Source organism: Rhodococcus sp. KRD162, from assembly GCF_017168335.1.
Lineage (GTDB): Bacteria > Actinomycetota > Actinomycetes > Mycobacteriales > Mycobacteriaceae > Rhodococcoides.
This window is the reverse complement of sequence record NZ_JABFAU010000007.1, coordinates 260957-276395: the sequence shown is the minus strand read 5'-3', so window position 1 is coordinate 276395 and position 15439 is coordinate 260957. Positions and strand designations below refer to the sequence as shown.

Sequence of the window (15439 nt, the reverse complement as noted above, 5' to 3'; positions counted from 1 at the left end):
GAAAATTCTCGTCGGTCACCGCACACAAATCGTGGGTGACTACAAGAGGCGATCGACTCCCCCGTAGGAGCGAGCGCAGAGAACCGTGGCGTGATCATGCGCGCTTCAGTCCCAGTCCAGTCGGATACCGAGCTCGACGAAGGCATAGGCCAGCTCATCGACGTCGTCTTCGGTGCGGCACCCCGTTCGAGCGAATCCGAACAGAGATCGAGCGGCGTCGCTGTCGACGCGGGCTGCGGCGACAGCGGCATCGATCGCCGCAATCACACCGTCCCACGCGCTGCGGGCGGGTACCGGACTGCGAGACCTCGTCGGAGGGGTCCCCGGACCGACCGGCTCGTACCGTCGCGGCCGCAGCAAGCAGGCATCAGTACCGCTCGCGGCTATCTCGTCGTTCTCCACCGCGATGATCGCGGTGGAGGCAGCGAGCATGACTGTCGACTGCTCGTCCCACCGCAGTTGCTCGAACGGAACCCACGATGTCCGCAGCGGGCGAGAATGGCCGGTGGACTTCCAGATCGCGCTCAGTGGCTTCGCCCACCATCCAGTGCGAACCAGCGGTGTCGATACCTCGTCGACGACGGTGCGCAGCAGCCTGAACCACACTGCGGCATGCACGCGGCCCGCGCCGAGCTCGACGGACCCGCTCGTCAACGCGGCGGCGGTGCGCCGGTCTATTTCTGCAACGACTGTCGGTACCGGTATCGGTGGTGCGTGTTCGTCCGAGCCGGGCGGTGTTCTGTCCCAGAAGACCAGTCTCCCGGGTATCACAGCGCAGAATTCCAACCGGCAGAGGTGCTTCGTGCAGCTGGTCAGCATCGGGTACTGATGAGCCATCATGACCGCGATGTCGGCGTCGGTGTCGAGGGCGTCGATGCACAGGGGGCATGCCCGCGTATCGAGCGTGCTCACCCAGGGAAGCCACGTGCCGGCGGGCGGTGTGCGTCGACGTCGATCTGCCATCGCCAGACCCGCCGGTAGTAGGACAGAGAACTGGTGGACGTAGGTGTCGAAGTCGCATTCGGCGGGGTCAGTGCTGTCGAGGAGCCAGGGCGTGCACCCCGCCAACGTCATCTCACGCAACCGTTCCGCCGTACAGATACCTTTCTGGGCGAGGGCGTCCAGGACCGGCTCGGGTGTGTAGCGGTCCGGGTCCACGCCCGAAGTCTCGAGGCCGAGCCCGTCGAGAAGGTCCGCGGCGGTGATCGACGAATACTGTTCGCTGGTCCGGGCCAGCCACGACGTCAGAGTCTCACCAGGTAGTGGTTGCGGGTGCAGTGGCCACCGCGGATGCGCGCTGTGGTCGAGCGCCGTGTGCGCTGCAGGGGCATCGGCTGGTGTCATGCCAGGTGCCGTTCGAAGTGGCGGCGGCGTTCGGTGGGCCCGGAGTAGGCGGTCTGGGTCAACACCTGTGAGGTGATCGATTCCTCTCCGACCTCTAACGCAGTCACCGCGGCCGCGGTCAACAGCGTGGCCAGTTCGCCGATGGTGCCCTCACACCGGGTGAGGAGGTAATCGGTCATCTCCGTCGATGTCAGGTGAGAGGGCGCACGCAACGGGAAGCTGGCGGTGAAGCTCGCCAGCAGGGAGCGGGTGTCGGTGTCGTTGGTCCAGATCGGCAGAGTCATGGGGTGAAAACGGTTTTCCAACTGTGCATCACTGCGGATCGCGAGGTACGCCTCTCGGGTACCGACTCCGACGAGAGGGATCCGTAGTTCGTTGCCCAGAAACCTCAACAGGTTCAGAAATTCTCGGCGCACGTTGTCGCGGCCGGCGAGAACATTGTGGAGCTCGTCGATGATCAGCATCCGAACCCCGGTTGCTCGCAGCAGCGTGACTGCTTGCTGTTCGAGTTCGTGAACGCGGCTCCGTGGCCGGGTCGGCGTTCCGAGGGCAGCGAGCATCGCGAGGTAGAACCGTATGGGTGCCGGGTCAGGGGGCATCTGCATACACAACACCGGTATGTGCTCACGGTCGGGCAAGCTGACAGCGGGGTGCGCACGCCGGAACTTCTCGATGATCATCGACTTGCCGTTGTTCGTCGGTCCGATCAGTAGCAGGTTCGGCATTCGTTGCCGATCTGGCCAGACCAGCAACGTCTCGAGGTGCTCGATCACCGACCGTGCACGCGGATACCCGATCCACCGTTCCGTACGAATGTGCCTGATGCGTTGCGCTGCAGGAAGACCCGCTATCGATCTGACCGAACTTCGCAGGTGGGTCAGATCCGCACTACCGGGGTCGATGTCCTGGCAGCTGCGGTCGTCGCCGTCGCCTGCGGGAGTGATTCGGGGGTCGTTGTTCACCGTTTCACCATTCTTCGATGTCGTCGAAGATCGGAACCGACACGTCGTCGGTGCCTGGGCGGAGCTCGGGCGGGCCCATCGCGTTCGGTGATGTCACGACGCTGCTCAGGTGCGCACGACGACTGCGGTTACGTCGAGCCCGTCTGGTGTCCTTCTGCGCCGATGTAGCGATCTCTCGCATCTTCTCGATCATCGCGAACAGAGCGTGTTCATCGATAGTTGCTCGGCCTTGCTCTCGAAGACGCACCACCGCTGCCCGGTGTTCCCACGATGTCACCGCCGGATGTGACATCGTCCGGTACGGCACCTCGACATACCCGCCGCCGCTGTCGGGGTCCAGGACCCACACCCTGCTCAGATCTCGTGGATCACGCCGGATCACGAACTGACCCAACTTCTCTCGCCTGGCGATCCACGGTTTCAGAGCGTTCGAGAAGTACTGGATGTGGTCGATGACGAACCCCGTCCGGGTCAGGCGACGGCGGATGACGGGAAGGAAGTCCACCAGGAATGCGGTCTCGTCCACTACCGTCGACGTCGGCCGAGCACTGTCGGCGGCGGTGTTGCTGATCCACTGCGCAGCCGGACTCTGGCGGAGGCTGGTGTGCACCTCTGCGTGATACGCCGCGACCGCCAGGATCAGCCAGCGTTCCAGTTCTCGTAACGTCAACGCCGCCTTACTATCCGAGTCGTAGCTGCCCCGCTGCGTCGGGTTCGAGAACGTCGTGCCGGGGAGCTCGTGAACCTGGGTCATGACGGTGCCGATGATGCGTTCGACGATCCCGCCGTAATGCGGCCTGCCGGGTGGGCGGTAGCCGAGGTCGATACTGTGTTGCTCGCAACCACGCTGGAGCGCTTCACTTTTGAACTCGGAAGCGTTGTCGACGTACAGGCGGTGCGGCTTTCCTGCCATCGGCCATCGCACATCCGCACCGAGGCCCAGAGAGTCGATCCATACGCTTTTGTCCGAGCACACCCGGCCCAGACATAGCCCGACCGACACTGCGGACGGAGGATCGAGTGTCACCACGAAGCCTGGTACGCAGCGGCTGAAGACATCGATGGCAATCGTGAGGTAAGGACGTCCGATCGGCGCCCGGTCGTATTCGTCGACGATCATCAGATCAACCACAGTGTGATCGATCTGGACTTGCTGGAGAACGGCCGTCACCGGCGGCGGGACATCGCCCGCGGATTGCCGCGACCTGGCGGCGTCCGGTCCGCCACGTGAGCGTGCGACACGGCCTGGGTGCATTGCTGCGATCCGGGCATTGACTGTGTTGCGGGCTGGGGTCGGGAGTCCGGCGCGGTGACAGGCCAGCGCGATACGCCGATGCAGTGCAGCGACACTGAGCTTTTGGCGAGCCAGGAATTCACGGTTGATGTGCTCGGTGATCACGTCTTCCACCTCGACCGGCACACGGGAGCGTCCACGTCCGCCTGCGGGCACGGAGACCAGCAGATCGGTAACCACCCCTTCCCCATTCCGGAGCCGGGACAACAGCACGTACACACGCCGGGCCGAGACCCCCAACTGTTCTGCTGCATCCTCGACCGCTGCGGCACCGATCGAGCCTCGATCCAACAGCCCGCTGAGCACCGCAAACCGCGACCGTGCCTGCTCCCACTGCTCGGCCGACGCGGTCAGCACACCCGCCTCTACGACGTCGAACTTGTCCGCATCCATCGCAGCCTCCGAACACCCAACCCAGGTGACCGATTGTGAAGCCCACTCCTGCACTCAGAATGTCAGAAGACGACTGCAATCTGAGGTGAAAACCCAGGAATTTATGACGCCCACTTCTGAAACTGACAGACTATCCGTGGCGGGTGCCGCCCCGGCCGGTGCGGATACCAGGATGCCCGCGCCGAGAATTCCGGCACACATCAGTGCTGTCGTTGCAGACCTGGAAATTCGTGCTGATTTCATACAGTCCTTTGGCACCCCGTGACGCTGGCGGGCGCTACTCCCCTCTCGACCCTCGTATGCCACTGATCGGACGTGTCACCGAACTCACGGGACATCAGACGTCACAGCAGACACTTGCGCCTCAAGTGAACCAGAGATTGCAGATCGAACGCAGCGGTCCATCTTTCGTTAGCGAAACGACTGCGTTTCGTAACCGGTTCGTTGCCGAACAGCGTCGGTAATCCCATCGAAAACGAACCAGCGTCAGGACGGCAAAAGAAATGCAAACCGGTCAGTTCGTCCGTCCATTCGAGAAAAGACAAGTATCCCGACGCGTCGATTGCTACTCGCGCACAACTCTCCGGATTCGGTGAACGATCGATCCGATTCCGCGGCAATTCTGCGAATCGAGTAACAATCCCCCGGCCTGCATGGATAAACACTTTGTCGGGCCGTATAGTCGGGTCCGTTCGATCTGGACATCCCCGCATCATTCCCTGCATCATTGGAGAGTTTCAGCATGGCCAGAAAAGTCTATGTGCAACTAGTCGACGACATCGACGAAAAACCGATCGAATCCGGTGGCGAACACATAACCTATTCGGTCAACGGAGTCAGCTACGAAATCGACCTGAGCGACAAGAACGCCAAGGAGTTTCACCGCAAGCTCGACTATTACATCGAACACTCCACCAAGCTCGGAGGAAAGCGGACGAAGAAGTCGGGTGCCTCGGCGGCCGGCGCAAAGCGCGACGCGAATCAGACCAAGGCCATCAGAGAATGGGCGAAGGCGAACGGCCACACCATTTCCGCGCGCGGGCGAATCCCCGCAGAGGTGGAGCAGGCTTTCGACGCGGCGCACTGACGCGTAGACACCGACGCGTAGACACTGACGCTACAACGAAAAAAGCGCCGCTCGAGAGCGGCGCTTTTTTTCGTGACTTCCACGGATGGTCGACCACGCAGATCAATTCGGTCGAGCCAGTACATCGGTGGAGCTTGAACATCGGTGGAGCTCTTACATCGGTGGAGCTCTTACATCGGTGGAGCTAAGGGGACTCGAACCCCTGACCCCCACACTGCCAGTGTGGTGCGCTACCAGCTGCGCCATAGCCCCGAGTTACTGCATGCTCCCGCTCATGCGGTTGCTCGAACGAAGTTACACCATCGGTCGCAGCAGCAACAAATCACCTGGTGCGGACGGTTCGAAGACCTCGCGACCGACCGCACCTGCCCGGGTTCTCAGTTGATGTTCGCCAACCACTCCGAGTCGCCCAGCGCGTCGATCACCTGACCATCCACCAGCACCCCCGGCGTCCCACGCGCACCCGACGCCGCCAGCGCCTCACGTCCGGTGTTCGAGTCCGCTATCGCAGCATCACGCTGCGCGCCGCTGACGATGCACTCCACCGTCGGATCGCCTGCGCCGTTCGTTCGAGCGAGATCGGCGAGATCTGCGTCACTTCGGTCGGAGTCACCGCCTTCCTCGGGGCGAAATTCCGGGTCGAACAATCCGGCGTGAAAAGCCGAGTACACGCGCGCATTCTCCGATGCCGCCACGCAGTGCGACGCTGCGACAGCACGCGTCGAATAATCACCCGAAGCCGACCGCCCGTCCAGAAAGTTGACCAGGTGGTAATTCACCCCGACAACACCGTCGTCAATTTTCTGAGCCAACTCCTGACCGTGTTTCACTTCCAGATCTCCGCAGAAGGGGCACATCGGGTCCTCGAACACATCGATCACATGTTGCGCTCCTGGACGCGCCAACTGGACCACGCCGTCACCCGGTAAGGACAATTCGACCTCGGGGTTCTTCACGGTCCCGTAGCCGTCGTTGCGGGGCGCGTCGGATCCGCTCTGCCAGCGGATTGCGACCACGATGACGACCACCACCACCAGAAACGCGATGCCGCCCAATACATAGGTCACCGTGTTCGATGTGGCCTGCGGCGTATGTTTCGTGCTCGATATCTTCTTCTGGCTCACACAGCGAATACTACGGTCGCCGCCGTCAGGTGCGCTCGCGCTCGAGGGTGTCCGGAACACGTGACCACCACAACCCGGCCAGCAGAAGCAGTGCCCCCGTGACAGCGAAGGCCGGTCCGAACGAGGACTTCTCCACGATCAACCCCGCCATGATCGGGCCGATGACCGCGCCGACATCGGAGGCCATCTGGAAGACAGCCAATACCGGCCCGCCCCGCGCAGTCGATCCGATCACATCGGCAACCGATGCCTGCTGCGCAGGACTCATCAACCCCGATCCGATTCCGGCGATCAATGTCACAGCAAGAAAGAGCACTGGATCGTGGACGTATCCCATCACCACGGTTCCCAGACCGCACACGGCCAAACCGCCGACCACGAACGGCTTGCGCCCGCGCACATCGGACAACCGACCGGCGCTGGTGAGCACAATTGCATTACCGACCGCGAATACCGTCAGCGCAATACCGACGAACACTTCGGATTGTTGCATCGCTTCGACGACGAACAACGGGACCAGCGCTACTCGAACGCCGAACACCGCCCACCCGTTGGCGAAGTTCGACGCCAATGCGGCTCGATAAGTCGGAATACGCAGCCCGGACCGCAGGGACATCGTCGGCGGGGCCGATCCCTTCTCCGGCCGGACGAGATCGGAATTACCCAGGGTGAAGTACACGACAGCAGCGGCGATCACGAGGGCGATTGCGTAGATGACGAACGGTACCCGCAGACCGAACCCGACCAGCGCGCCGCCGACCAGCGGACCACCGATGGTTCCCAGTAGAAACGCGGTGGCGTAGAGACCGGATATGCGGCCCCTGCTCGTGGGTGGACTGATTCTGATCAGCAATCCCAGGGCCGACACCGAGAACATCGTCGACCCGATGCCGCCGAGCCCGCGAAACACCAGCAGCTGCCAGTACGTCTGGGCCAGAGCGCAAGCACCGGTGGACGCCGCGACGATCAGCAGTCCGATCAGATACACCGGCCGTTCACCGAGCTTCTGTACCAAAGATCCGCTCACCGGTGCGAACAACAACCGCATCAACGCGAAAGCACTGATCACGGCAGACGCGGCCGCCACTCCCACCCCGAACTCACGGGCGAACTGCGGCAGAGCAGGAGCGACGATGCCGAATCCGAGGGCGATGACGAACGCCGCCGACACCAACACCCAGATCTCGGGTGGTAGAGCGTTCCCTGACTTCGGTGTCGGCTCGGAGCTCGAACTGTCGTGATCGGGTGTCGGAGTATCGGTCACGAGCTCTCGAGCGCAGAAGACACCAGAGCACGTGCCGCATCCTGCACCTCGGCGAGGTGCTCCGCACCGTGGAACGATTCCGCGTAGATCTTGTACACGTCCTCGGTTCCGGACGGCCGAGCCGCGAACCAGGCGCTGTCCGTGGTCACCTTCAGCCCGCCGAGCGCGGCTCCGTTTCCGGGGGCCTCGGTCAGCGTCGCCGTGATCGATTCGCCGGCCAACTCGGTGGCGGTGATCTGATCGGGCGACAACTTCGCCAGCACCGCCTTCTGCTCGCGAGTCGCGGGTGCGTCGACCCGGGCGTACGAGGGATCGCCGAACCTCGCGGTGAACTCCGCGTAGCGCTGCGACGGCGTCGATCCGGTGACGGCGGTGATCTCGGACGCGAGCAACGCAAGGATGATGCCGTCTTTGTCGGTGGTCCATACTCGGCCGTCGTGCCTGAGGAACGACGCCCCGGCACTTTCCTCACCGCCGAATCCGAGCTCACCGCCGAGCAACCCCGGCACGAACCACTTGAATCCGACCGGTACCTCGAGCAGTCGGCGGCCGAGACCTGCGACGACGCGGTCGATCATCGACGAACTCACCAGAGTCTTGCCCACCGCCGCCGTCGGAGACCACCGCGGGCGATGAGTGAACAAGTACTCGATGGCAACCGCGAGGTAGTGATTCGGGTTCATCAACCCACCGTCCGGGGTGACGATGCCGTGGCGATCGGAGTCGGCATCGTTACCGGTCGAGATGTCGAATCGATCGCACGCAGCGATGAGCGAGGCCATGGCGTTCGGCGACGAGCAGTCCATCCTGATCTTGCCGTCCGTATCGAGCGTCATGAACCGGAACGTGCCGTCCACCAAAGGGTTGACCACGGTCAGATCCAGATTGTGCCGCTCGGCGATGGCATCCCAGTAGTCGACACTTGCGCCCCCCAACGGATCGGCACCGATCCGCACGCCGGCCGCGCGGACGGCGTCGATATCGAGGACGTTCGGTAGGTCGTCGACGTATGTGCCGAGGAAGTCGTAACGGGACACGCTTCCCGCGAACGCCTGCGCGAGCGTCACCCGCTTGATCCCCGAAATGCCTTCGCGCAGAATCTCATTGGCACGAGAGGCGATCACGGATGTGGCATCGCTGTCCGCCGGGCCGCCGTGCGGCGGGTTGTATTTGAATCCGCCGTCTCGCGGCGGATTGTGCGATGGCGTCACCACGATGCCGTCGGCCTTCGCTGCCGGTCCGGACTCGTTGTAACGCAGGATCGCATGGCTGACGGCCGGGGTGGGTGTGTACCGATCTCCGGAATCGACGAGTACGTCGACGTCGTTGGCAGCCAACACCTCCAGAGCCGTCGTCCACGCCGGCTCGGACAACGCGTGAGTGTCTCGACCGATGAACAACGGCCCGGTGATGCCCTGCGCGGAGCGGTACTCCACGATCGCCTGCGTGGTCGCCACGATATGCGCCTCGTTGAAGGCCGAATCCATGCTCGACCCTCGATGCCCGGACGTACCGAAGACCACCTGCTGACTCGGCTCCGACACATCGGGAACACGCGAGTAGTACGCCGTCACGAGCTGGGAGAGATCCACGAGATCCTCCGGCAACGCGGTGGTTCCAGCCCTGTCGTGCGCCACGATGCGCCTCCTCATGTGTGGACGAACCGAATTCGATCGATGAATCGAACTTCTCGATCAACCCTAACGCTGCCGGCCCGTCGACGTTCTACATGCTGCTACGTTTCGGCGGGAGCGGGAAGAAATAGCTCGTTCGCTGCTGGTATTCCCGGTACCCCGGACGCTTTTCCATGCTCCGCTCCAGCAGCCTCGCGCCCGTGGCGAACACCAGAAAATACGTCATCGCAATAGGCGAGAGAAGGGTGAACACCCCGGGCCACGCCGACGCGGACACCAGGAACAAGCCCCACCACACAGCCGAGTCACCGAAGTAGTTCGGGTGCCGAGTCCAGGACCACAATCCCCGATCCATGATCTTGCCCTTGTTCGACGCGTCGGCCTTGAAGGCTTTCAACTGTGCGTCGCCGACTGTCTCGAACGTCCACCCGAGCAGCCAGAGCAGCACACCGACCACGACAACCGGCAGGACCGACCCGTGCGCCACAGCAGAGACCTGCAGCGGCAGGGACACGAACCACAATGCGAGCGCCTGCGTCAGATAGATCTTCCGCAGGGCATAGAGGGTTCGGTTGCCAGGAGCCTTGGACAGCAGTTCGTCGTAGCGCGGATCCTCGCCGTGCCCGCGTGAGCGTTGAAAGACGTGCAGCGCGAGGCGAAGCCCCCACACGGCGACGAGTACGAGCAGCAGTATTCGGCGCCAGCCTTCTCCGGTGCCGGTCACGGCCGAGATCAGCGCGATCAGCACGAAACCGCCGCCCCATGTCACGTCCACCACATTGTGGCGTCCGATCCGCGCGCCGATGACCGCGGTGACGATCATCAACAGTGCGACTGCGCCGAGGCTCGCCAGCGATACGGTCAGGAAGTCGGACCAGTTCACCGTGCGGGCACCCAGTCCGGGCGAACCGGTTCCATACCCGAGGAGCCCCCGTCCGGACGTACGGAGAGAATCTGGTCGACGCCCATCCTGTTGTCCCGGAATGCCATTGCGCCACCGATCAGATAGAGCCGCCACACGCGAGCGACCTCTTCGCCGACCATTGCCACCACCTCGTCGAAGCGGGCCTCGAAACGCTCGGTCCAGACCTCGACGGTGCGGACGTAGTGCTCTCGCATGGCATGAACGTCGCGCACCTCGAGTCCGGCCTCCTCGATCATCGCGACCGTCCGCCCGACCGGGCGCATGTACATATCGGGGGCGATGAACGACTCGATGAACGCGCCACCGCCGGGATTGTCGCCCTCTTTTCGCGACATCTGCTGAATCAGTACGCGCCCACCCGGCTTGACGTTGGCGTACAGCGCGGCCGTATAGGTCGGGTAGTTGTCCTCCCCCACATGTTCGCCCATCTCGATCGACGCCACCGCGTCGAACGGCCCGTCCGGGATTTCCCGATAGTCCTGGATTCGAATCTCGACATTGTTCTGTAGCCCTCGATCGGCGATTCGCTTGTCGATGAAGGCTTTCTGCTCGCGCGAGATGGTCACGCCGACGACCTGCGCCCCGTACTCCGCAGCGGCATGCAGACTCAGTGAGCCCCAACCACATCCGACATCGAGAAAACGCTGCCCAGGCTTCCTGTCGAGCCCGATCTTGCGACAGACGAGGTCCAGCTTGTCGCGTTGTGCATCGTCGAGGGTGTAGTCCGGCGAGTCCGAGGTCCAGTACCCCGACGAGTAGGCCATGTGTGAATCGAGCACGAGCTCGTAGAAGTCGTTGGACAGGTCGTAATGGTGACTGATCGCTGCCCGGTCCCGCATCAGCGAGTGCAGTCGGCCTTTCACCACCGCCTGAGACGCAGGCGGCGGCAACGGCCGGCCCAGCACCCCGAGGTCCTTGGCCAGTGCTGCCAACTGCAACAGAGAGCGCGGCTTCGGTCGAACCGCCGAGAGTTCTCGTGCGCGGACCACCGCCCATACGTGGTCGAGGGCTGCTCCTACGTCCCCGGCGATGTCGAGCTCACCGGTGACGTAGGCCTGCGCCGCTCCGAGTTCGCCCGGACTCCAGAGCAATCGGCGCAGAGCATCGGGACTGTGCAGGCTCACATGAGGAGCGCCCGCATCACCGGCGACCGATCCGTCCCAGGCCTGCAAGCGGACCGGCAGTGGGCCGCCGATGAGGGGTTCGATGATGGCGGCAAGTCGAGGTGCCACGCCCACACCGGAGTCGAGCACGGGTTCGGCGAGTGTCGACGATGTCATTTCTCGTCCCTTCGATCGAGCACGATCTGCTGAACATCGAGATACCCGGAACGAAATCCGGCCGCCGAGTAGCAGAGATAGAAATGCCACATGCGGGCGAAAACCTCGTCGAAGCCCAGATCCTCGGCCTCGCTACGGTATTGCGCGAAACGCGCGTCCCACAGATCGAGGGTTCGCGCGTAGTGATCTCCCATGGAGAGCCGCTCCCGAACCCGAAGCGAGGTGTGCTGCTCGGTCACCTCGTCGATGGCCCGCACCGACGGCAGAAATCCACCGGGAAAGATGTATTTGTGCACCCAGGTGTAGGTGTTTCGGGTGGCGAGCATTCGATCGTGCGGCATCGTGATCGCTTGGATGGCAACGCGCCCACCCGGCGCAAGCAGCGAGTCGATCGTCTCGAAGTACGTTCCCCAGTACTGATGCCCGACGGCCTCGATCATCTCGACCGACACGATCGCGTCGTACTCACCGTCGACCAGACGGTAATCCAACAGGTCGATCTGGATCCGGTCGCCGTAACCGGCAGCGGCGCAACGCTTGCGCGCCAATTCCTGCTGTTCGATCGACAGGGTCACCGACCGAACGGTTGCACCTCGTGCAGCTGCGCGGATGGCCAGCTCGCCCCACCCCGTCCCGATCTCGAGCACCCTGGTTCCCGCACCGACGCCTGCGCGGTCGAGTAGCCGGTCTATCTTGCGGCGTTGCGCCTCGGCCAGCTCCTCACTGTCGTGCTCGTTTCTGGGATCGCTGAACAGGGCGCTCGAGTACGTCATCGTCTCGTCGAGGAAGAGCTCGAAGAGATCGTTCGACAGATCGTAGTGACGCGAGATGTTCGATCGCGTGTTCTTCGTCGAATTACGCTCGTTGCGTGGTGGCTTGGGGATGTAGAGCCCGCGCAGTCGCTGCAGGGACTTCGGGATCAGCGAGGCCATTCGCCGCGCGAAGACCTCGAGCACGGCGGTGAGGTCCTCGGCATCCCAATCGCCTGCCATGTACGCCTCACCGAATCCGATGAGCCCACTGTCGCCGACTCGGGCGGCGAATTCGCGTGGCCGATACACGGTCATCAACGGAGCATCCTCGGACCCGCCACCGATCATCGCGCCGTCGGGCATCGAGACTCTGACGGGCAGTCGCGCGACCGCACGACGGAAGAGGAAGTCTGCGACCGGCGCGGCGGCAGCAACTTTGACGCCGCCGGGAACGCGCGCGATCTGGGGCCACACCCGGGGGTCGACGACCGGGCGGGGACCGACAGCGGTCCGATTGTGGACGCTGGACACAGAATTGGGTTTCGACACTGTAGTCATCTGTTGGCCCTTTCCTTCTGTAAGCTTCGTGCCCCCGGAGGGGCAGGCTTGTGCACGATCTTCAGACCACGCGCCCAGAGCCGAATACCCTGCCAGCGAATCTGTACCACCACTCGTAGCGGTGCAAACGGAATCGCCAGTGCTGTGCGAATAATCGACCGGGTCGTCACCTCTCGCCGGTGACCGGTGACGGTTGCCACGAATGGGGGTTGGCCGGTGCGTTCGAGGACGATCGAGAGCCGAAGCGAGGCGTCGGGTTCGGGCAACCGCATGGAGTACTCGCCGTCGACGTCGTTGAACGGCGATACGTAGAACTCCTTCGGCGTGCGCGCCGCACCGCGGTGGTCGGTGTGCAGTAGATACCGGTGCCGTTCACCGTAGGTGTTGTGCACCTCCGCAACGACACAGCGGAGGTCTCCGTTGCGCTCGTGACACCAGTACACACTCAGCGGGTTGAACGTGTGACCGAACACCCGAGCGCTCGCCAGCATCATGACGCGTCCGCCCGCGAGGTCGATGCCGTGTTCTGCCAGAAACGCATCGATGTTCTGCCGAATGGTGGCGGTCGGGTCACCGAGGTGATCGCGCGACTGAAACGACGCCAGGGGGCGAAGCAGCCTGGGCAACTCGGGCAGTGCATCGAGATCGACGAACCAGCTGTAGCTCTTGTACGAGAACGAGTTTCTGATCGGAGCTCGTCGAACGTGGTCGATTCGGGTGAGATACAGCGCCGCCCCCCGGGCACGGGTGGTCGGCAGATTCGGGGTCACAGCCACCTCGCACCTACTCGTCCGGCCGCGCGTGCTCCCGACAACGCACCGTCCTCATGGAATCCCCAGCCGTGGTAGGCCCCGGCGAAAGCCAGCCTGTCGGTATCCAATTCCGGTAGCCGGCTCTGCGCGGCCACCGATTCCGGGGTGTATTGCGGGTGCTCGTAGGTCATCTCGTCGAGCACGGAATCGGGATCGATGCGATCGGCTCCGCCGAGGGTGACCAGCATTCTGCGGTCGGTATCGGCCAACCGCTGCAGCCTGGTGAGGTCGTAGCTGACCAGAACCCGATCGGGCTTGGCGTCACAGGCCGGGAGGTGATAATTCCACGACGCTCGTGCCCTGGTGTTCTTCGGCAACACCGACGAATCGGTGTGCAGTGCGGTGTGATTGACCGAGTACGGCATCGCCCCGAGGACCTCGTGCTCGCGCGCCGTGGGTTCTGCGAGCATCTTCAGCGCGGTACCGGGGTGGACGGCGATCACTGCGGCGTCGAACGTGCGTAGGTTGTCTCTGACGTCACGGATCTGTACCGAGTCCTCGGACCGGTAGACCGCACGCACCGGGGTGTCGGTCAATACTTCGTCGATGTGTCGTGCAACCCGTGATACGTACTCGATGGACCCTCCGGTGACGGTACGCCACGTGGGAGATCCGGTGACGGTGAGCATTCCGTGGTGCCGAAGAAACGTGAACAAGTAGCGCGCCGGGTACGCGAGAGCCGTCTCGGGGTCACACGACCACACTGCCGACACCAGCGGCGTCATAAAATGTGACTCGAAATACGGCGAGAACGAGTGCTCGGTGAGAAACCGACCGAGGGTGATCTCGGAATCCGCGGAATCCGACCGGTCGAGCAGTTCGGTTGCCAGCCGATGAAAACGCTTGACGTCGAGCAGCATCGAGACGAAACGAGGCCGGAACACCGCTGTGCGTTGCGCGAGGATCCCGCGCATGCCCTGGCCCCCGGAGTACTCGAGGCCACAGCCGTCGCAGCGCACCGACATGCTCATGTCCGAATCCTGTGTCGGCACGTCGAGTTCTGCGAACATTCGAAGCAGGGTCGGGTACGTCCGATCGTTGTGCACGATGAACCCGGTGTCGACTCCGACCTTTCCGCCGGGACCGTCGACGTAGTGGGTGTCCGCGTGGCCACCGAGGCGAGAATCGGCCTCGTACAACGTCACCGACGATGTCTTCGACAGTGCGTACGCTGCCGTCAGACCGGCAATTCCGCTTCCTACGACAGCTACCCGACGGCGGCTCACGATTGCCCGCCCGAGCAGGTGGCCGTCGAATCGGAGGCCGAACGATCGTCTCGGCGCTCCAGGGCGTCGGCGATGCCGAGAACCATCTCACGCGTTGTCCGTGACCACATCCGAGGGTTGCGCAGCATGAAATGCCCACCCGGTACCGACAGGTATCGAGCAGCTGCCCCCGCCGACGCGGCCCGCTCCGTCGCGGCGCGCGAGCTTCGCGGATCGGTCCACCGGTCTGCCTTTCCGTGCACGACGAGCAACTCGTGGCGCTCGTCGAACGAGTCTGCCTCGGTGCCCTCGGGCCACCACGGTGCCAAGGCCACCACTCCCACAATTGAAGGGTCCTCGATCAGGGCAGCGGCGGTACGGCCACCCATCGAATGGCCGACGACCACGACGTGAACGTCAGGATGCTCGGTGTGGATTCGGTTCAGAGCCCAACGGGCGTCCTCGACGGGGGTCCGCTCCGGAGCGTTCCAACCACGGAACCGATATTGCAGTTGCTGAACCGAGATGCCGCGTCCCCGTCCCGCGCGGCGAAGCATCCAGGTGAATTGCCACATTCGTAGACCGGCCAGGTGCCACGGCCTACTGCGCGCCCGGCTGACGTCCTTGCCGCCGCCGAGGACCAACACGACCAAGGCGGGATCGGTCATCGGCCTGCCTGCGCGCAGAACGGGAGTCGGCTCGTTGCTCATGATCATTATTCGACACCGCTTCCAGTTCGGGTGGGATCGGTCTCCTCGGGCCCATTGTGACCTGCCCGACAGAAGAAAGAAGACCGGACCGAGAG

The 15439-nt window shown here is 63.4% G+C and carries 13 protein-coding genes and 1 tRNA gene; 1 reads left to right on the top strand and 13 read right to left on the bottom strand.

Translation table 11 applies throughout. The features are described 5' to 3' along the window. Positions 1-105: 105 nt before the first annotated feature. The 3 genes from J1M87_RS12985 to J1M87_RS12975 form a co-directional block, all read right to left on the bottom strand. Positions 106-1344, bottom strand: a complete 1239-nt coding sequence (locus tag J1M87_RS12985; protein ID WP_241256830.1) for a TniQ family protein — start codon at positions 1342-1344, stop codon at positions 106-108. Continuing rightward, positions 1341-2246 carry a TniB family NTP-binding protein gene (locus J1M87_RS12980; RefSeq protein WP_206489945.1) on the bottom strand — a complete coding sequence of 302 codons (906 nt, stop codon included), beginning with the start codon at positions 2244-2246 and terminating at the stop codon, positions 1341-1343. The genes J1M87_RS12985 and J1M87_RS12980 overlap by 4 nt, the downstream gene beginning before the upstream one ends. Before the next feature lie 64 nt (positions 2247-2310). Next, positions 2311-3993 carry a Mu transposase C-terminal domain-containing protein gene (locus J1M87_RS12975; protein ID WP_241256829.1) on the bottom strand — a complete coding sequence of 561 codons (1683 nt, stop codon included), beginning with the start codon at positions 3991-3993 and terminating at the stop codon, positions 2311-2313. 742 nt (positions 3994-4735) lie between these two features. Between J1M87_RS12975 and J1M87_RS12970 the strand changes: the two genes are divergently transcribed. Further along, complete coding sequence (locus J1M87_RS12970) at positions 4736-5080, top strand: Lsr2 family protein (RefSeq protein ID WP_206489944.1); 345 nt, start codon at positions 4736-4738, stop codon at positions 5078-5080. A gap of 179 nt (positions 5081-5259) precedes the next feature. Here J1M87_RS12970 and J1M87_RS12965 read toward each other — a convergent pair. The 10 genes from J1M87_RS12965 to J1M87_RS12920 all read right to left on the bottom strand — a co-directional run bounded on the left by J1M87_RS12965 (position 5260) and on the right by J1M87_RS12920 (position 15344). After that, positions 5260-5332: transfer RNA gene (locus tag J1M87_RS12965), tRNA-Ala, on the bottom strand. A 125-nt stretch (positions 5333-5457) separates the two neighbouring features. Then, positions 5458-6204 carry a DsbA family protein gene (locus J1M87_RS12960; RefSeq protein ID WP_206489911.1) on the bottom strand — a complete coding sequence of 249 codons (747 nt, stop codon included), beginning with the start codon at positions 6202-6204 and terminating at the stop codon, positions 5458-5460. Positions 6205-6229: 25 nt separating this feature from the next. After that, positions 6230-7468 carry an MFS transporter gene (locus J1M87_RS12955; RefSeq protein WP_206489910.1) on the bottom strand — a complete coding sequence of 413 codons (1239 nt, stop codon included), beginning with the start codon at positions 7466-7468 and terminating at the stop codon, positions 6230-6232. Beyond that, the gene (pgm, locus tag J1M87_RS12950) at positions 7465-9105 is read right to left on the bottom strand and encodes a phosphoglucomutase (alpha-D-glucose-1,6-bisphosphate-dependent) (protein ID WP_206489909.1); all 1641 of its coding nucleotides are present in this window, start codon (positions 9103-9105) and stop codon (positions 7465-7467) included. The genes J1M87_RS12955 and pgm overlap by 4 nt, the downstream gene beginning before the upstream one ends. 88 nt (positions 9106-9193) lie before the next feature. Further along, positions 9194-9925, bottom strand: a complete 732-nt coding sequence (locus J1M87_RS12945; RefSeq protein ID WP_241256884.1) for a DUF1295 domain-containing protein — start codon at positions 9923-9925, stop codon at positions 9194-9196. 56 nt (positions 9926-9981) lie between these two features. Then, complete coding sequence (locus tag J1M87_RS12940; RefSeq protein ID WP_206489907.1) at positions 9982-11307, bottom strand: cyclopropane-fatty-acyl-phospholipid synthase family protein; 1326 nt, start codon at positions 11305-11307, stop codon at positions 9982-9984. Continuing rightward, positions 11304-12617 carry a cyclopropane-fatty-acyl-phospholipid synthase family protein gene (locus J1M87_RS12935; protein WP_241256827.1) on the bottom strand — a complete coding sequence of 438 codons (1314 nt, stop codon included), beginning with the start codon at positions 12615-12617 and terminating at the stop codon, positions 11304-11306. Before J1M87_RS12935 ends, J1M87_RS12940 begins: the two co-directional genes overlap by 4 nt. Then, a complete protein-coding gene (locus J1M87_RS12930) occupies positions 12614-13393 on the bottom strand; it encodes a DUF1365 domain-containing protein (protein WP_206489906.1) in 780 nt (259 codons plus the stop codon). Before J1M87_RS12930 ends, J1M87_RS12935 begins: the two co-directional genes overlap by 4 nt. Then, positions 13384-14655 carry an FAD-dependent oxidoreductase gene (locus J1M87_RS12925; protein WP_206489905.1) on the bottom strand — a complete coding sequence of 424 codons (1272 nt, stop codon included), beginning with the start codon at positions 14653-14655 and terminating at the stop codon, positions 13384-13386. The genes J1M87_RS12930 and J1M87_RS12925 overlap by 10 nt, the downstream gene beginning before the upstream one ends. Continuing rightward, entirely contained in the window at positions 14652-15344 is a 693-nt protein-coding gene (locus J1M87_RS12920) for an alpha/beta hydrolase (RefSeq protein WP_241256826.1), read from the bottom strand. Before J1M87_RS12920 ends, J1M87_RS12925 begins: the two co-directional genes overlap by 4 nt. Positions 15345-15439: the final 95 nt, after the last annotated feature.

Coding starts and splice junctions, on each gene's coding strand:
- J1M87_RS12985 (WP_241256830.1), bottom strand. CDS start 1,344: ATGACACCAGCCGATGCCCCTGCAGCGCACACGGCGCTCGACCACAGC.
- J1M87_RS12975 (WP_241256829.1), bottom strand. CDS start 3,993: ATGGATGCGGACAAGTTCGACGTCGTAGAGGCGGGTGTGCTGACCGCG.
- J1M87_RS12970 (WP_206489944.1), top strand. CDS start 4,736: ATGGCCAGAAAAGTCTATGTGCAACTAGTCGACGACATCGACGAAAAA.
- J1M87_RS12945 (WP_241256884.1), bottom strand. CDS start 9,925: ATGATCGTCACCGCGGTCATCGGCGCGCGGATCGGACGCCACAATGTG.
- J1M87_RS12940 (WP_206489907.1), bottom strand. CDS start 11,307: ATGACATCGTCGACACTCGCCGAACCCGTGCTCGACTCCGGTGTGGGC.
- J1M87_RS12935 (WP_241256827.1), bottom strand. CDS start 12,617: ATGACTACAGTGTCGAAACCCAATTCTGTGTCCAGCGTCCACAATCGG.
- J1M87_RS12920 (WP_241256826.1), bottom strand. CDS start 15,344: ATGAGCAACGAGCCGACTCCCGTTCTGCGCGCAGGCAGGCCGATGACC.